The organism is Mesorhizobium sp. CNPSo 4670, assembly GCF_057784235.1.
Genome location: NZ_JBWJFQ010000029.1, coordinates 47117 through 62109, shown reverse-complemented (window position 1 = coordinate 62109; position 14993 = coordinate 47117). Strand labels below are relative to the sequence as shown.

13 protein-coding genes and 1 pseudogene are annotated in these 14993 nt (G+C 60.0%); 13 read left to right on the top strand and 1 reads right to left on the bottom strand.

Features of this window, described 5'->3' with window-relative positions; all coding sequences use genetic code 11:
- Nucleotides 1-29: 29 nt before the first annotated feature.
- The 13 genes and pseudogenes from AC0ZT5_RS32165 to AC0ZT5_RS32105 all read left to right on the top strand — a co-directional run.
- Nucleotides 30-683 carry a lytic transglycosylase domain-containing protein gene (locus AC0ZT5_RS32165; RefSeq protein ID WP_488499700.1) on the top strand — a complete coding sequence of 218 codons (654 nt, stop codon included), beginning with the start codon at nt 30-32 and terminating at the stop codon, nt 681-683.
- A gap of 12 nt (nt 684-695) precedes the next feature.
- On the top strand, nt 696-1010 hold the full coding sequence (locus AC0ZT5_RS32160; RefSeq protein WP_488499699.1) for a TrbC/VirB2 family type IV secretion system protein: 315 nt from the start codon (nt 696-698) through the stop codon (nt 1008-1010).
- A gap of 3 nt (nt 1011-1013) precedes the next feature.
- Complete coding sequence (locus AC0ZT5_RS32155; protein ID WP_023720449.1) at nt 1014-1307, top strand: VirB3 family type IV secretion system protein; 294 nt, start codon at nt 1014-1016, stop codon at nt 1305-1307.
- Nucleotides 1304-3706: a VirB4 family type IV secretion/conjugal transfer ATPase gene (locus tag AC0ZT5_RS32150; RefSeq protein ID WP_488499698.1), complete on the top strand. Its 2403-nt coding sequence runs from the start codon at nt 1304-1306 to the stop codon at nt 3704-3706. The genes AC0ZT5_RS32155 and AC0ZT5_RS32150 overlap by 4 nt, the downstream gene beginning before the upstream one ends.
- Complete coding sequence (locus tag AC0ZT5_RS32145) at nt 3690-4847, top strand: transglycosylase SLT domain-containing protein (RefSeq protein ID WP_488499697.1); 1158 nt, start codon at nt 3690-3692, stop codon at nt 4845-4847. Before AC0ZT5_RS32150 ends, AC0ZT5_RS32145 begins: the two co-directional genes overlap by 17 nt.
- A gap of 9 nt (nt 4848-4856) precedes the next feature.
- Complete coding sequence (locus AC0ZT5_RS32140) at nt 4857-5591, top strand: type IV secretion system protein (RefSeq protein WP_488499696.1); 735 nt, start codon at nt 4857-4859, stop codon at nt 5589-5591.
- Between the two features lie 183 nt (nt 5592-5774).
- Entirely contained in the window at nt 5775-6818 is a 1044-nt protein-coding gene (locus AC0ZT5_RS32135; RefSeq protein WP_488499695.1) for a TrbL/VirB6 family protein, read from the top strand.
- Nucleotides 6787-7608 (top strand): VirB8 family type IV secretion system protein, encoded by an 822-nt coding sequence (locus AC0ZT5_RS32130; protein WP_488499694.1) that lies wholly within the window; start codon nt 6787-6789, stop codon nt 7606-7608. Before AC0ZT5_RS32135 ends, AC0ZT5_RS32130 begins: the two co-directional genes overlap by 32 nt.
- Nucleotides 7605-8402 carry a TrbG/VirB9 family P-type conjugative transfer protein gene (locus AC0ZT5_RS32125; RefSeq protein WP_488499693.1) on the top strand — a complete coding sequence of 266 codons (798 nt, stop codon included), beginning with the start codon at nt 7605-7607 and terminating at the stop codon, nt 8400-8402. The genes AC0ZT5_RS32130 and AC0ZT5_RS32125 overlap by 4 nt, the downstream gene beginning before the upstream one ends.
- Nucleotides 8402-9865 (top strand): type IV secretion system protein VirB10, encoded by a 1464-nt coding sequence (gene virB10, locus AC0ZT5_RS32120; RefSeq protein ID WP_488499692.1) that lies wholly within the window; start codon nt 8402-8404, stop codon nt 9863-9865. The genes AC0ZT5_RS32125 and virB10 overlap by 1 nt, the downstream gene beginning before the upstream one ends.
- Nucleotides 9862-10887, top strand: coding sequence for a P-type DNA transfer ATPase VirB11 (virB11, locus tag AC0ZT5_RS32115; RefSeq protein ID WP_488499691.1), 1026 nt, complete (start codon nt 9862-9864; stop codon nt 10885-10887). Before virB10 ends, virB11 begins: the two co-directional genes overlap by 4 nt.
- A 10-nt stretch (nt 10888-10897) precedes the next feature.
- Entirely contained in the window at nt 10898-13048 is a 2151-nt protein-coding gene (locus tag AC0ZT5_RS32110; RefSeq protein WP_488499690.1) for a type IV secretory system conjugative DNA transfer family protein, read from the top strand.
- A 15-nt stretch (nt 13049-13063) separates the two neighbouring features.
- Nucleotides 13064-13252: pseudogene (locus AC0ZT5_RS32105) on the top strand (type II toxin-antitoxin system TacA family antitoxin); the annotation flags it as partial.
- A 242-nt stretch (nt 13253-13494) separates the two neighbouring features.
- On the opposite strand, the gene AC0ZT5_RS32100 reads toward AC0ZT5_RS32105, so the two are convergent.
- Nucleotides 13495-14574: a hypothetical protein gene (locus tag AC0ZT5_RS32100; RefSeq protein ID WP_488499689.1), complete on the bottom strand. Its 1080-nt coding sequence runs from the start codon at nt 14572-14574 to the stop codon at nt 13495-13497.
- Nucleotides 14575-14993 lie beyond the last annotated feature (419 nt).

The following is a 14993-nucleotide window of genomic DNA, read 5'->3' as shown; positions in this document are numbered from 1 at the left end:
ATAGTAAAGTGTTAAATCTTGGCGACAGTATGAACACCCGATTCGCTCTTCTGCTCACCCTCGTTGGCGCCACCATGCCGTTCAATGCGCACGGCCGGGACCTGGCATCAGACCGCGTGGCAATCGCCTTTGCAACGCCGGCGCAAGCCCTTGCCGCGGTCGGGGCGCAAAGGCCGGGAGCGTGTAAGACCGCAAATCGTGCTGAGGTCTCCCAACTTGTGCGTTCAATCGCGCAAGAGGAAGGGTTCGACGCCGACCTGTCCGAGACAATTGCATGGGCCGAAAGCGATCTCGGCGCCAGTCAGGGTCCCTCAAAAGCCGGAGCCCTGGGAATCATGCAGCTGATGCCGGGCACGGCGGCCGATCTCGGCGTGAGCGACCGTTGCGATACACAGGCAAATGTCCGGGCTGGCCTTCGCTATCTGAAGTCACTGTATGACGAATTCGGGGATCCGCTCCTGATGCTGGCGGCATACAACGCCGGGCCCAACAGCGTCTACAAGGCGCAGGGGATTCCGGTGAATCCGGAGACGGCGGAATACATCGTGAAAATACTGAACCGCTGGAAGTTCGGCGGTGTGGTGAAGAAGTCCACCCTGACCAAATCCGAGACGCTCGCGGCCGCTCCGCCAGCAAGCGAGGACGCCTGGCAGGATGGTCATGTCATGGATTTCGGCAACTGAAAGGAGCCAAGGGTGGAATACAGGAAAGCGGGCATATTTGCCCTGAAACTGGCCTTGGCCTCAGCGGTCGGAATAGCTCTCTCGCCAGCCACTGCGTATGCCCAGTCGGCCGCGCCAGTCGAAAACGTGCTGGAGTGGTTCGTCGGAGTCCTGCAGGGCAACATAGCGCGTTCATTCGCCATCATCGCGGTCTGTTTTCTCGGCTTCCTCGCCATGACGGGTCGGCTTGCGTGGATGATGGCTTTCTCCATCATCATCGGCATCGCTTTGATCTTCGGCGCCGCCCAGCTTGTGGATGCGGTTCGCGCGACGGCCGGAGGCAGCTAAGACATGGATGACGAAGAAGTCTATGTCGAACCGGTCAGCCTGCCGCTGACACGCCCCCCGATGAAATGGGGGGTGCGATATGAGGTTTTTGCCCTGAACGGCATCCTGGCGGTGATCGGTTTTATCGCCACGAGCAGCTTCATGCTCGGCCTTGGCGTGTTCGGCGTGGTGCATCTGGTCAGCGCATATCTGTGCCAGCGCGACCCCTACATGTTTCATATTTTCGAGCGGCGCGTCTCCAAACGCGGCGCGGTGGCGAACCTTACTTTCTGGGGGGCGAGGAGCTATTCGCCATGAGCCTCGATGCCGACCTGAAATTTGGCCGCGAGCGCCGGCGTGAAAAGCCCGCGGCGATGCACATACCCTACCTTCGCCATGCCGATGATAATCTGATCGTGACGAAGAGCGGCTTTCTGGTCGGCGTTATCCAGCTCAGTGGCCTGCCGTTCCAGACGATGGACCAGGTCGAGTTGAACAGCCGCATGTTCAACCGGAACACGACGTTCCGCAATCTCTCGACCTCTCGCTTTGCGGTCTACACAACGATCATCCGCCGCCACGTGACGCCGGAGATCGAAGGCGACTTTGACAATCCTTTCGTGGCCGAGCTCGACGCCCGCTACATGGATGAGCTCGGTGCGAAAAACCTTTTCGTCAACGAGGCGTATCTGGCGATCATACGCCGACCGATGGTCGGTCGCGTCGGCTGGGTGGACAAGGCGCTCAATGCGTTTCGCATAAGTACCGCGGGCGAAGAAACCCGCGAAGAGGCGGCCGCCGAACTGCATGACGTTGTCGACGGCGCCGTCAAGGATTTCACGGCTTATGGTGCGCGCCTTCTCGGCGTAGTGAAGCGCCGCGACAGCTTCTTTTCCGAGCCGGCGGAATATTTGGCCAAGATCCTGGCCGGCGGCGTCGACGTGGAAATGCCTTTGCCGCGCATGAGCCTTGGCGATGTGCTGGCGACACGACAGCTGTTTTTCGGCAAATCCGCGCTGGAACTTCGCGGGCCGGACGCAGGCAAGCTCGGCGCCATGGTGTCGATCAAGGAATACCCACCGTTCACCGCTCCGGGCTCATTGGACGGTCTCTTGCGCCTGCCACATGAGTTTGTCCTGACGCAGAGTTTCGCGATCGAAGACCGTGTGACCGCGATGCGCAGGATCAATACCATCGCCAACCAGGTCGAGGGTTCAGACGAGGCGGGCACGACGGTCGAGGAGTCCGTCCACGACGGCGCCGACAAGCTGGCCGGCGGCGAAGTGGTCTTCGGGCAACATCACATGAGCGTCATGGCCTTGGCGCCGGACATGACCGGGCTCAACCGCGCGCTATCCGACATCACGGCCGAGCTTTCGCGCATGTCGATCGTGCCTGTCCGCGAGACACTAAACACGGAACTGGCGTTCTGGGCGCAGTTGCCAGGAAATTTCAGCTACATCGCGCGACGTGCGTTGATCTCGTCGCTTAACTTCGCCGGTCTTTTCTCAGGACACAATTTCCCGTCCGGCCAACGTGAGCGGCTGCATTGGAAACGCCCTATCGCTTTGCTCGAAACGACCAGCCAGACGGCCTACTATTTCAATTTCCACGTTCACGATGTCGGGCACTTCACGGTGTTCGGCCCGACCGGCTCGGGCAAGACCGTCGTGCTGTCGTTCCTGATGGCGCAAGCCATGCGCATCATGCCAAGGCCGCGATGTGTGTATTTCGACTATATGCGCGGTGCTGAAATTTTCGTTCGGGCGCTCGGCGGTCGCTACGAGGTGATGGAACCTTCCCAGCCGACCGGGTTTGCGCCATTGCAGCTCGAGGACACCGCAGAAAACCGTTCTTTCCTGGAAGATCTGCTCATCTACATTCTAACGCCGGATGGCGGCGCGCTGGATGTGGCGGAGATGCGCGTCATCAATGCCGCCGTCGACATGATCTACAAGATCCCGCGCGAACAGCGGACCTTCGACCTGCTGCCCGAAGTGCTGCGGGGTTCGCTCATGCCTGGCATGAACGATCTGGCCGCGCGGATACAACCCTGGCTCGACCCGAAGGACAAAGGCTGGCTTTTCAACAATCCCGTCGATCTTATCGACTTCTCGAAACCCGTCGTCGGCTTCGACATGACCAGGATCCTGGGCGACCGAAAGCTGCGCTCAGCGGCGTTGCTCTACATCTTCCACCGTATCGAGGAGGTCATCGACGGCTCGCCGATCATGCTCTTCCTCGATGAAGGCTGGAAGTTGCTGGACGACGAGGTTTTCGCCGCCTTCATCAACGAGACACTGAAGACCATTCGTCGCCGCAACGGCGTCGTCGGCTTTGGCACGCAGACGGCGGAAGACGTCGTCAATTCTTCCATCTCGTCGTCGCTGATCGAGCAAACGAAGACCAACATTTTCTTCCCCAATCCGAAGGCGAGCAAGGAATCCTACATGGAGCGCTTCTCGCTGACAGCGAAGGAATTCGAGTTCGTGCGCCGGACCGCGAAGGAAACACGCACCTTCCTCGTCAAGCACGACAGCGACTCGATCGTAGCCAAGCTCGATTTGTCGGCGATGCCCGATCTCATCAAGGTCCTGTCCTCGAACGAAGCCAACAGCAAGGAATGCGCCCGGCTCCGGGAAGCCTTCGGCGATGAACCGGAGATGTGGCTGCCATACTTCTGCGGATGGGAGAACGAGCATGACGAAGCGGCTTAGCAGCGCTTGTCTAGCCGTGGCTCTCGCGACGGCGGAAAGCATGAGCGGGGCTGTCGCTCAGATCGCGGTGATCGACGGGCAGAACCTCGATAAGCGGCAAGAGGACGAGCAGCACAGCACGAAGTCGGATGAGGCCAAGAAGGACGAAACCGACAGGAAGAAAAGCGTCGTCTGCACCTATTCGAACAAATACCGCTCACAGATGTTTCGCCGGTCGCCGGCCGACGCGTTGCAGCGCGACGCCGGCAACGCAAAGCTAATCCGCTACTATGCGCAAAAATACGGCGTTCCCGAAGGCCTGGCGCTGTCCGTTGCCTATCAGGAATCGCGCTTCGACACATGCGCCGGGAGCCACACCGGCGTCAAAGGCGTCATGCAGCTGACCAAGGGCACCGGCAGGTCCATGGGACTGGACCGGGATGTGAACGAGCAGAATGTCGAAGGCGGCGTCAAATATCTCGGAATGGGCGTGAAGCAATGCGGGGCGACGAATTACAGCTGTCTCGCCTCTTTCTACAACGGATCGAACGCAGGCGAACAAAGCCAGTGGGCCGGCGGCGTCGGCCGCTGGAACAGCTACTTCAACGACTATGTGTCGAGCGGCAAGGCTCCGGCCGCCGCGCCGCCGCCATTCTCGATCGTAACGGCCGACGGCGCAGGCGGCACGGCCCAGGACGCGGCCATGGGCGCGGTGAGGAAGGCGGCTGGCGGCCTTGACGCAAGCTCATCGCAGATGGGCGCCAGCGCTGCGGTGATCGACGCGCTGGCGGGCAACGTTGGCCAGGTGACCGAATACAAGGACGCCTGGGAGCAGAACTCGTCGGCTCGTGGGATCAACGCCGATGTCAGCAACCAGTACCTCGCCCAGGCGGGGGATTTTACGGCGTTGCTGGCCCAACTTCTATCGTTGCAGAACGTTCAGGCATCGCAGTCGTCCAAACTGGTGCAACAGCCGAAGACCGGCTCTCCAAACCCGTTCTCTTGTGATCCCGCGGAACTGGAGCGGCTGAAGATCGATCGCCGCCGGTGGTTACCATGCGCACTTGAGAACGCGGGGGCAAGCTCGGCCGACAGCCACTCGATGATCATCACCAGTGATCCTGCCGGCGCTGCAAGCGTGATCGATTCCCTACAGCAATAGGAGGCTGACATGAAGAAATTCGCGATTGCCGCCAGTCTGGCGCTTTGCGCAAGCACGGCCCACGCACAAATTGCCGTCATCGATGGCGCCAATCTCGATGTCGCCCGCAAGAATGCGGACAATACCAACTCCATCATGGATTCGAACAAGGATATCCTGAAAAAGAGCGAGGAGATCCTGCAGGCTCTCAGCGGCAGCCGTGACGGTTCGCTCGGGATCGGACAGATGGGCCTTGGCGGCAACATGTCGATTGCCCAGGCGCCGTCGTTCGGATCGATTCTGAACGGCGGGTCTCTTTCGTTTGGTGGCCTGTCGCCTGAAATCCAGAAAATCGCCGGCGCCGTCATCAATGGGCTCCAGCTGGTGAAGCAGCTCCAGCAGATTGCCGGCAAGGAGAACAGCGCCGTCAACACGGCCTATGACGGCAGCGTCAATGTGGCCTCGCTGCTAAGCGCATTGACCTCGCAGGCTTCGCAGGGCGTTACCCAGCGCCAACAGTCTCTGCAGTCAGCGAGCGGGCAGATCGGGCAGTCGCAGGACGTCAAGGGTTCGGTGGACCAGAACACACGAATGCAGCTGGAAAACGCCCGCGCCGTCAACGAACTGATCGGCGTGCAGAACGGCGCGGTCGCGGCCCTGAATGAGAAGCTGAAGGGAGATCTTCTTCGCCAGAGCCAGGTGCAGAAGATGATGACACCGCGCACCGTCAATCCGTTCGCGGAATTCGGCAAGAGCGGGGGCTGAGCGCTTGTCGAGGCGAGTCCTGCGTATATGCGTTGTGATTGGGCTCGGCGCAGGGCTTCTTGGATGCGCAAATCGCGAACTGAAAGCTCCGTGCGGGCCTTTGGCGTATGCCCACGCCGACGAATGCGGCCCGCTGAAGCCGGTCAATTCAACGCCGTTCGCCAGCATCATTGACGAGGATCCATGAACGGTCTCGCCGCAAGCATCCTCGGTGGCATTGACAACATCGGTGAGGACTTCGTTCGCACCGTCTATATGCAGTTGGGAAATGCGATGGGCAACGTCTTTACCCTGATGCTGACCCTCTACATCGCGTGGTGGGGCTATTCGATCCTGAGCGGGCGCGAGTCGATTTCACCAATCGAAGCGGCCTTTCGCCTCGGCCGCGCCGTCATCATCTATCTGCTGCTGACCGGATGGGGCACATTTTCGTCAACGATCTATCAGCTCGTACAAAGCATTCCAGACGAGGTCGGTAAGGTGATCGTCGGTGCCGTGTCGCGGGCCACCGGCAATCAGCTCAGCGACCAGGCGGCAATTCCGGCGCTCATCGACAACCTCTACCAAGGGGCTCAGGACGTCGCCAATCAGGTCTACAGCGGATCCTTCTATGACATTTTTGGTGCGCTCTTGTCGCTGCTCGTCCTGCTGTCGGCCATCATATTCGCAGCCCTTGCCATTGCCGCGATCATCGCCGCCAAAGTGATGTTGTTCATCACGCTGGCCTTGGCGCCGATATGGATCATCCTTTGGCTTTACCGATGGTCCTCGCGCATGAGCGAAGGCTTTCTTTCGCTGACCACCTTCCTGATGATCCAGCAAATCCTGATCTACGGCTTTCTCGGTTTCTATTTCTCGCTCGTCAATGCGGCGCTGAACACCGCCACGTCCGGCGGAGCGACCATGGACAGCAAAATGTCGCTGGTGCTGCCCTTGGTGCTGGTGACGATCATCGGCATCTATGTTCTCATGCAGATACCCTCGATAGCTTCGATCCTGAATGGCGGCGGGTATCTCAGCACCGTGGGCGCATACAACCCTTATAGAAACTTCGGCAGGAATGCCGTGCGCTATTCCGGCGCGCGATGGGCCGCAGGCCGCGCCGCTCGGGGCGCGCGGCAGCTTGCGACAAACAGTTTTCGATCTTCGCGAGCAGCAAGGGCCGAGGCCGCAACCCGGACCGCCATCCAGCAAGGTGCGCGCGATAACTCCAGGCCCCTGGCCTAGAACTCAAGAACGATCACGGCTCGCGGCCCGGATCGGAAGGGAATCGTCGCGCAAACGAGGCAGTATTAAAGTGTCAATCTCAATGGAAACACCTGCCAGCAGCAGCCGCGAACTCGTCGACAAGCGCTATTACAGGGCAGGCGCGACCTGGGAAGACGACACGCACAGGTCAATGCGCCGATCGCGTACATTGGCCTGGATCGTCAGCGGCATTTCAGGGCTGGTTGCGGTGCTCTCGCTGCTGGCGCTCGTGCTGATCCTGCCACTCCGTCAGTTCGAGCCGTATGTTGTGGAGGTCGACAAATCGACGGGCTACCTCGAGATCATGCGCGCGCTGAAGCCTGGCGATTTATCGCAGAACGAGGCCGTCACCGCAGCAAATCTGGTGCGCTACATCAGGGCCCGCGAAACCTACGATTCGCGTGAACTGAAACAGCATTACGACTTGGCGCAGCTCTATTCGACCGACGCCGCGTCCAAGGATTTGACCTGGCTTTTCACGCCTGCAAACCCGCAATCGCTTGACAAGATTTTTGGCCGCAATGTCACTGTCTCGGTCGAGATCAAATCGGTTTCTCTGCTCAATCGCAACACAGCCTCGGTGCGCTTTGCCACGACGACGCGGCGGGACAATTCGTCCACGGCCGACAATTGGGTGGCGGTGATAAAATTCCGCTACACCTCAACGCCGCTCAAGAACGAATGGCGTTTCGACAATCCACTGGGATTTCAGGTTACGGATTACCGCCGCGACCAGGAATCGGCCCCGGCCGCGGGGAGCCTGCAATGAGATGGCGCGCGGGCCTCGCCCTATCGGCCGCCCTTCTGCTCGGCGCGATCCACGCTGCGGCCGCACGCGACGGCCGCATCCGATATGTCACCTTCAACAATGACGATGTGACGTCGGTGCGCGCCGCTCTTGGGATTTCGACCATGGTCGAGCTCAGTCCGACCGAAGTCATCGAAACCGTGTCGGCTGGCGACACGAAAGGCTGGTCAATCATCCCCAAACGCGGATCGCGGTTTCTGTTCGTCAAGCCGCTGGAGCGCGATGCGTGGACCAACGTCAACGTGGTCACCAACCGGCGCGTCTATTCCCTGCTGCTGCAGGCGACTGACAATAGCCGTGACCGGGCGTCCTTCCAGGTCCGGTTCAAATACCCGGACGAGGATATCAATGCGCGCCTGCTCTCGCAGGCCAAGGAGAGCGCCGCCGATCCGGATCTGAAGGATCTGAATTATGCCGATCTCAATTACGACTACGCCTACAAGGGCGACGACAGCCTGAAGCCGCGCACCGTGTTCGACGACGGCACCAAGGTGTTTCTGGAGTTCAAGGGCGACATTCCGGCGATTTTCGTTGTCGACGACAAGCGTCAGGAGTCGCTGGTCAACGTTCGCACGCAGGGCAAATACACCGTCATCGACAAGGTCGCACGGCAGTTCACCCTGCGGGCCGATGGCAAGACGCTCTGCCTCTACAACCGGGCGCGACCCAACGCCATCGATCCCGTCGAGCAAGTCTACGGTCCAACGAAACTGACAGGCGGTTCCACCCTGTTCGGATCCAGCGGAGGGCGCTGATGTCCCAGATCGATTATAACCAACTGGACGGCAGCCCAACGATCGCGCGCCGTGGTGCGGGCGTGGGTACCAGGATCGCCCTGGTCAGCCTCGGCGTGGTGCTGGTAGGCGCCCTGATATGGCTCAACTGGCCCCGGGAGCCTGTATCGCGCGATGTTCGCAGTGATGGCGAGGAAAACTTCAATCCGCCAGAGTTCCGCCCGCCGGCGGTGAACGACCCGCCTCAACCTGCCGACGGCACGATCGACCAGATCGTGGTGCCGCCACCGGCTGACGACAAGAATGGCACGCAGCAAGCCGATAATGTCGATCAGACCGTGCAGCAAGGCGCCGATCTCGATGCGCAGCGGCGCGCGCTGGAGGCGCAAATGGCAGCCGAGGAGGCACACCGCAAGGCCGAGGCGGAAGAAGCCCGCCGCAAGGCCGCGGCTGAGGACGAGGCTCGCCTCAAGGCGGAGGCCGCCGAGCGCGAAAAGGCGGTGTGGGAACGCCTGCGGTCGAACCAGATGGTGACGAATGATCAAACCGGCTCGACAGATGCCGGCGCCCAGGCAGCGCAGGTCGAAATCGCGCCCGACGGTCAGATCGTCCCGGTGCCCGGCGCCGACAGCGATCCCAACAAGGCATTCCTGGCGCAGTCTGAGGGAAGTTCTTCCGGCATCGTCAAAGCCAGGGCCTTCCGGCGTACCGATGCGTTGATCCCTGAAGGAACGATCATTCGCGGCTATTTGGAAACCGCTGTTAATACCGACCTTCCCGGCGCCGTACGCGCTGTCGTGCGTGAAGATGTCTTCTCTCTCGACGGCCGGCGGATCCTCATCCCGAAGGGCTCGCGCCTGACCGGAGAATACCGCTCAGGGCTTGCGCGTGGTCAGAAGCGTGTTTTCATCGTCTGGAGCAGGGTCATCCGCTCGGACGGCATTTCCGTCGATATCAAATCGCCTGGTGCAGACGCGCTCGGCCGCGGCGGCATGGGCGGCCGTGTCGATACGCACTGGGTTGAACGTTACGGCAACGCCATCATGCTTTCCGTCGTTGGCGGCGTCTCTGAATACCTGTCCTCGCTTGGCGATAGCGGGCAGGATGGACAACAGCGCCAGGTATCTACGATCGATCCCGTGACCGGTGAGACCACGACCGTGACATATGGTGGCAACGGCTCGCAGCGCGACGCCCGCGGCATCGCCTTCGACAAGTCATCGACCGCCTTGCAGCAACTCGCGCAGGAGGCGTTTCGCGACACGCAGAACATTGGCCCGACAGTCTACGTCGACCAGGGCACATCGATTGTCGTGCTGGTGCGGCGAGATCTCGATTTCTCGGACTTATATGCCGATCCCGTCCAGGAAGAAGTGGCGCGCCTGAAGGCGGGTGGTGGGCCGAAGACGGCGATCGATCCGACGCCTCTCTACGCGACGCCAAAGGATCATTTTTATCCCGGCTATGGGAGCCCGGTGAAATGAGTGCCGTGCATCCCCTTCCCGACCCTTGGGCGAGAGCCCCGGTCCTGCGCGCTCATCTGGAGCCGATATGGCCCTATTTGAACGAAGATGCGGTGTCCGAGATTGCGATCAACAGGCCCGGTGAATTGTTCATCGAACGCCTCGGCGCGAGGGAAATGGAGCACGTCGTCAAGCGCGAGGTCACGCCCGGCTGGATCCGAAACATCTCGACTGGCGTTGCCTCGGCGACAAATCAAGTCATCAACGAAGAAAAGCCGGTGCTGTCGGCCGCGCTACCCTCGGGTGAGCGTATCCAATGCATCTTGCCGCCGGCGGCTCCCGAAGGCGGGGCGATCTCGATCCGCAAGCAGGTCATCATGGATATGAGCCTTGATGCCTACAAGGACCTCGGCGCATTCGAAAACACCGCGATGGGCAGTGGACTGGCGCTGTCAACCGAGGAAAAGCGACTTGTCGAAATGCTGCACGACACGTCGCCGATGGACTTCCTGCAATATGCTGTGCGCAACCGCGTCTCCATCGTTGTTTCAGGCGGCACGTCGACCGGCAAGACGACGTTTTTGAATGCGCTCCTGAAGGAGATCCCTGCCCATGAACGGATCATCACGATCGAAGACACCCGCGAACTGAGGCTGCCTGCCCCCAACAACGTCACCCTCATAGCCTCGAAGGGCGACCAGGGCCTGGCCAAGGTCTCCGCGCAACAGCTGCTCGAGGCCTCGCTTCGCATGCGGCCCGACCGTCTGCTGCTGGGCGAGTTGCGCGGCGCTGAAACCTTCGCGTTCCTCCAGGCCATCAACACCGGCCATCCTGGTTCGCTGACGACCGTTCATGCCAATTCGGCCCGGTCCGCCTACGAGCGGCTGGCGCTGATGGTCATGCAGGGCAGTACGGGGCTCTCACGGAGTGAAATCCTCGACTACCTGCGCGAGGTCATTCCGGTGGTCGTCCAGATGGTCCGCACCGAAGGTGGACGGCGCGGCATCAGCGAGATCAAGTTCACCAAGGCGGAGACGATCTAGCGGGTTATCCATGCAGAAAGTCGCAACAGGAATTTTCATGATGCTCATGGCGATGGCCCTGGGTGCCCTGCTCTTCACGGTCGCCTATGCCGGGACTGATTGGTACCGGACCGGCTCCCACGTCCTGTTCGACCAACTGAACGCCAATCCCTTGCCGGTCGTTCGTCAGGCGTGGGGCGACACGATGGCCAGGGATTTTGGCCGGGTCCAATACGCCGTTGCCGCGGGAGCACTAGGGTTTCTTGCGCCCCTGGTCAGCCTGTTTGTTATGCGACCGAGAAAGCGCAATGACTCTCGCTTCATGACCATGAGCGACGTATCGAAAACCGGCCTGACGAAAGTGGGCGGCGTCTTCATCGGTCGAGCCGGCGGCAAGCTTGCCGAAATTTTGTCGCCGGGCCGCGATCAGCGCTCAGGCAAGATCCGCTTGACGCAGCGCAAGTTGGTCGGCGGCAAGAAATTGTGGATTGATGGCGATGACGTCGGCGGCTTCGTCATTGGACCGCCGCGCTCGGGTAAAGGCACGTCTCTCATCATCCCGAACGCTTTGACCTGGCCGCATTCGCTAGTGGTTCTCGATCTGCGGGGCGAGACCTATGCGGCGACGGCCGGCTACCGCTCAACCATGAGCCTCGTGGTTCGTTTCGCGCCGGCTGATCCGGGCGGCAATACCGCCTGCTATAATCCGATGGACTTCATCTCGCTGGATTCGGCGCAGCGCGACATCGATCTTCGCAACATCGCTGCGGCGCTGTTTCCGCGACCGCCCTCAAATGCAGATCCCTATTGGGTCAACGACGCCCGCCTCCTTTTTACCGGCATTGCGTCCTTCGTCATGGAATCGCCGGCAATTCCAAACGAGAAGAAGACCTTTGCCACAATCCTCGAGATCATGAACGGTGCCGAGCAGCCGCTCTTGGAATTTCTCGGCTCGCTGCGCGAGGAACGCCGCCGCGAGTGTTCGCATTTCACGCTGCAAACCCTGCTGCCCTATTTCGAGATGTCCGAGCGACAGTTCTCCGGGATCTACGCCGGCGTTCGCACCGGCATGGCCCCGTTTCTCAACGAGCGCCTGATGCGGGCTACGTCGCGCAGCACGTTCGATATTCGCAAGCTCAAGCGTGACCGGATGTCTCTGTATCTCGACGTGCGGCGTGAGCAGATTTCGTCGCTTGGACCGTTGTTCAACGTCCTGCTTACGCAAATGATGAACTTCATGTCGGAAAGTCTCCCGCGTGCGGACGAGCATCCGGCGCTTGTGCTGCTCGACGAGTTCCAGAACCTCGGCAAGCTCGAGAACGTGACCGAAATGGCGAGCGTGCTCGGCGGCAACGGTGTTTCGATGTGGTTTTTCGTGCAGTCGCTGAAGGCTGTTGACGAGATCTATCGGCAGGAAGGACGCAAGACGCTCATCAATGCCGCTCGCGTGCAGATCTTTTTCGGTGCGCAGGACGTTGACGATCTGCGCTACGTTTCCGAACAGCTCGGCGAAACGTCGGACGTGCAAAAAGACGTGACGCGCACCAAGGCGACGTTATTCGACACTTACTACACGCGCTCGGAGCACCGAAAGGAAGTGCGGCGGCCCCTCATGCGGCCGGATGAAATCCGTACGCTCGACAAGAACAAGGTCATCATATTGCCGCGCGGCGAACTGCCGATCCTTGGTACGCGCAATTTCTATTTCGCCGACGTCCAACTCGCCAAACGCGCGTTCATGCCCGTCCCCGCCTCTACCGACGTTTCGCGAACGAAAAGCCATTCGTTAGGCCCCGCTGCGGCGGTTCCATCTCCTGCGATCCCGACGATTGTGCCGACGGCACCAGCGTACCGCTCAGGCCTCTTGCAGACCCGCCTGCGGCGCGGCGCGACATTTTCCGCAAAAGCAGGCCGTAAAGCTCCGCCACCGGGCCGGCGCGCAATCGTAAAAGAACGGCTGAAAGCAACAGACGCCTCAGCCATACCAGCTTATGCCGCCATAGATTTTTCCGCTTTGGCCGCCAAAGCGGTGACAACACGCATAGCGCCCGAAAAAGAAGTTGCGGTTGCGGCGATGCTGAACAAGGTGCGATCTCTCCGAGCCCACGCATCCGACACCGAGGCTTTCGATCGAAACTTGAGCGTCGTCGAAGATACTTTGCCTGATGTAGTCGATGGATAGGCTACCCGTGTCAAGGCCGAGGAACGGAGCCTGATTAACCGTGCCAAGGCGCGAGGGAAGAACCGAACGGATTTCGTCCTTGATGCCGCGCTTATAGCAGCAGAAGAGGCCTGGCTTGACCAGCCTATCATTGCAGCCAGCCCGGAAGCGTTCGCAGCATTCTCAGCCCGGCTCGATATCCCTCCTGAACCTAACGAACGTTAGCGCAAGGCCATCAGACGCCGGCCCCTAGAAGAAAGCATGACGGTGCGGCGCCTGAACCGATGGCGGCGGATCACGACGTCCAACTATTTCTATCCAGCGTGGAAAGCCTGGATCACTGGCTATAGCAATACGCCCCGAAAATCAGACGAACGGGGCCCGAGCTTTTGTTGCCTGCGATGGTCATCGCGTGCTGGCAGGGCAGCCTTCGCTATGCCGATCGCCAAATGTCGTGTTTGAGGCCGTCAGCGGTCCGTCCGGTTTCGGGGTTTGAGTATCACCAAGCTGCCGTTGGGCTCTCCAGCCCCCTGCGCCGCCGCAAGGACTAAGACTACAGTCTGAACCAAATGATTGAGATTCTCGGCCAGGGCCAGGGCCTCGCGACCATAGGTGCCAATTCCTGGCTCACGCGCGGTCGGAACTGATGCACCAAACATGGATTTTATCTCGGTGAACATTCGGCTGTGAGCAGGGGTATGAACCACTACGGTAGTGTGAGCCACCAGCGCCACTACCGGCGCTGCCTTATGTTTAGCGGCGAAGATTGGCTCTAAAGCTATCGCCTCGTTGTCGTAGAATGGTAGCAAGATTTGCCCAATCTGGGCGTTCACGGCCCACTGCGCAACCGTTGAATTTGGGAAAGCTCCCGTGGATCGGAGGAGAGGATGATCAAGAACATTCTTCATGTTCACGACCACCATAGCTTTGTCGCAACTGGCTCGCTCGATCTGTTGGCAGGCCTTCTCAATATTTGCGCGAAGATTCTTTGCGGCAGTTGTCGGCTTAGCAACGTCAGCGAGTGTCTTGATCGCAAATGCCCATCGAGTCCCGTCTGTCGCAGTGGCAATGACATCAGGGTTCTGCCCACCAGATGATTCGAATGGATCGTCGAGTTCCACTTCCATGCCGGCCAATATGCAAAGGCAGCCCCAGTAGAGCTCAATTACCTTGTCGGCAGAACCATGCTCGCGAGGGACATCGTCTTTCCGGTCCCAACGCGCGTTGGCCGCATTCTGTCCTGTGTAGTAGACCGATGCAAGGAGCCTGAGGTGCGCTTGAATGGAAGGCCGCGCCTGCGGGATGTTGTCCCACACCATTACAACTTTGGCAGCCAAGTCGTGGATACCTGCTCCAGCGACATACATTTCAGAGATGCGCGGATCGTTCGGATCGCCGGGAGTTGCCAAGTTCTGAATAACCTCCCATAGGGAGATAACTCCGGCCTCAACGCCCTCTAACGGAGCTGCGCCGAATCCTAGTTCGCGAAAGATCTCTAACAAGCGTTCAGCTTTGTCAGCGGCATCTCTAACCTTTACGTAGGTCATCTCATTCCTCTTATCTGTCGCCGAGGTTGTGCGCCTGAAGCAGTCGTTGGTAACTGCCCATCGGCGCGACAGATTCCTCCCGGCCCCGCCCTGCGAGCCGAACCAGCCCTACTGGAATATTCTCTCAGTCACTACCTCTGTTTTGCCATCTCTCGATCCGGGTGCCGCGCTCCGGGATAGTCGCAAGGTCGGCATTAGGTTCGGCCCGCGAGCTGTTGGGGCACGAGCTTCGAAAATGGCATTTCACCGCAGACCGTTCGCCGACTGCCAAAACCGGAACCTAACTGAAGGATGAGGGTGAAAGGCCCGGCGCGCATGTCCCCTCTGGGACTGCAGACACTCCCCAAGCGGCGCGAAAGTTACGACGATTACTTACGGCTCGAAACGTTGCCAACGATCCCGACTCCGTCGCGCATCTG

Bases quoted from the DNA above. Each gene is read 5' to 3' on its own strand.
- AC0ZT5_RS32125 (WP_488499693.1), top strand. From the start codon at position 7,605: ATGAGATGGCGCGCGGGCCTCGCCCTATCGGCCGCCCTTCTGCTCGGC.
- AC0ZT5_RS32165 (WP_488499700.1), top strand. From the start codon at position 30: ATGAACACCCGATTCGCTCTTCTGCTCACCCTCGTTGGCGCCACCATG.
- AC0ZT5_RS32150 (WP_488499698.1), top strand. From the start codon at position 1,304: ATGAGCCTCGATGCCGACCTGAAATTTGGCCGCGAGCGCCGGCGTGAA.
- AC0ZT5_RS32145 (WP_488499697.1), top strand. From the start codon at position 3,690: ATGACGAAGCGGCTTAGCAGCGCTTGTCTAGCCGTGGCTCTCGCGACG.
- AC0ZT5_RS32140 (WP_488499696.1), top strand. From the start codon at position 4,857: ATGAAGAAATTCGCGATTGCCGCCAGTCTGGCGCTTTGCGCAAGCACG.
- virB10 (WP_488499692.1), top strand. From the start codon at position 8,402: ATGTCCCAGATCGATTATAACCAACTGGACGGCAGCCCAACGATCGCG.
- AC0ZT5_RS32110 (WP_488499690.1), top strand. From the start codon at position 10,898: ATGCAGAAAGTCGCAACAGGAATTTTCATGATGCTCATGGCGATGGCC.
- AC0ZT5_RS32100 (WP_488499689.1), bottom strand. From the start codon at position 14,574: ATGACCTACGTAAAGGTTAGAGATGCCGCTGACAAAGCTGAACGCTTG.
- AC0ZT5_RS32155 (WP_023720449.1), top strand. From the start codon at position 1,014: ATGGATGACGAAGAAGTCTATGTCGAACCGGTCAGCCTGCCGCTGACA.
- virB11 (WP_488499691.1), top strand. From the start codon at position 9,862: ATGAGTGCCGTGCATCCCCTTCCCGACCCTTGGGCGAGAGCCCCGGTC.
- AC0ZT5_RS32135 (WP_488499695.1), top strand. From the start codon at position 5,775: ATGAACGGTCTCGCCGCAAGCATCCTCGGTGGCATTGACAACATCGGT.